The following is an 885-nucleotide window of genomic DNA, read 5'->3' as shown; positions in this document are numbered from 1 at the left end:
TGCACGTGTGCGTCCTGCCCGGCCAACAGCACCACCGGTAGCGACCGGCGATCGGGGCTTCCGCGCTGCCAGGTGTATCCGTCCTCGGCGACCACCGACGCCCAGTGGGCGCTCATCGAGCCGCTGCTGCCGCCGCCGGGCAACGCCGCCGGGCGCGGTGGCCGCTCGGAGAAGCACGACCGCCGCCTGCTCGTGGACGCCATCTTCTACCTGGTCAGAGGCGGAATCACCTGGCGTGAACTGCCCCGCGAGTTCCCACCCCGCTCCACGGTCTGGGACACCTTCACCCGCTGGGTGCGCAGCGGAGCCTGGGCTCGCCTCCACGACGCGCTGCGTGACCAGCTACGGGTACGCCTGGGGCGCCGGCCACAGCCGAGCGCGGCGATCATCGACTCCCAATCTGTGCGCGCGGCGGACACCGTCGCAGGCCCCTCGCGCGGCTACGACGCCGGCAAGAAAATCAACGGCCGCAAGCGACACATCGCCGTGGACACCAACGGACTGCTGCTGGCGGTGATCGTCACCATCGCCGGCATCCAGGACCGCGACGGCGGCCTGCGGCTGCTGGCCCGGCTACGGGAGTCCTTCTCCACCGTGGCGCTGGTGTGGGCCGACGCCGGATACGCCGGGCGGATGGTCACCTTCGCCACCAAGGTCTTGGCGTTCACCGTCGAGATCGTCAAGCGTGCCGATGACCAGGTCGGCTTCAAGCTGCTGCACCGACGGTGGGTGGTGGAACGAACCTTCGCCTGGATCAGCAAGTACCGCCGCTGCGTACGCGACTACGAGCGACGCATCGACACCAGCGAGGCCATGATCCACACCGCGATGATCATGACCATGTCACGCCGACTGGCCCGCTGACTCAATTCCCGGACACGCACT

At 69.0% G+C, this 885-nt stretch carries 1 protein-coding gene; it reads left to right on the top strand.

Annotated elements, in window-relative coordinates; all coding sequences use genetic code 11:
* Positions 1 to 72: 72 nt before the first annotated feature.
* A complete protein-coding gene (locus tag QOZ86_RS20975; protein ID WP_284493904.1) occupies positions 73 to 864 on the top strand; it encodes an IS5 family transposase in 792 nt (263 codons plus the stop codon).
* Positions 865 to 885 lie beyond the last annotated feature (21 nt).

This window comes from Blastococcus capsensis, from assembly GCF_030165005.1.
Classification (GTDB): Bacteria; Actinomycetota; Actinomycetes; order Mycobacteriales; family Geodermatophilaceae; genus Blastococcus; species Blastococcus capsensis.
This window is presented reverse-complemented; position numbering and strand designations above follow the sequence as displayed.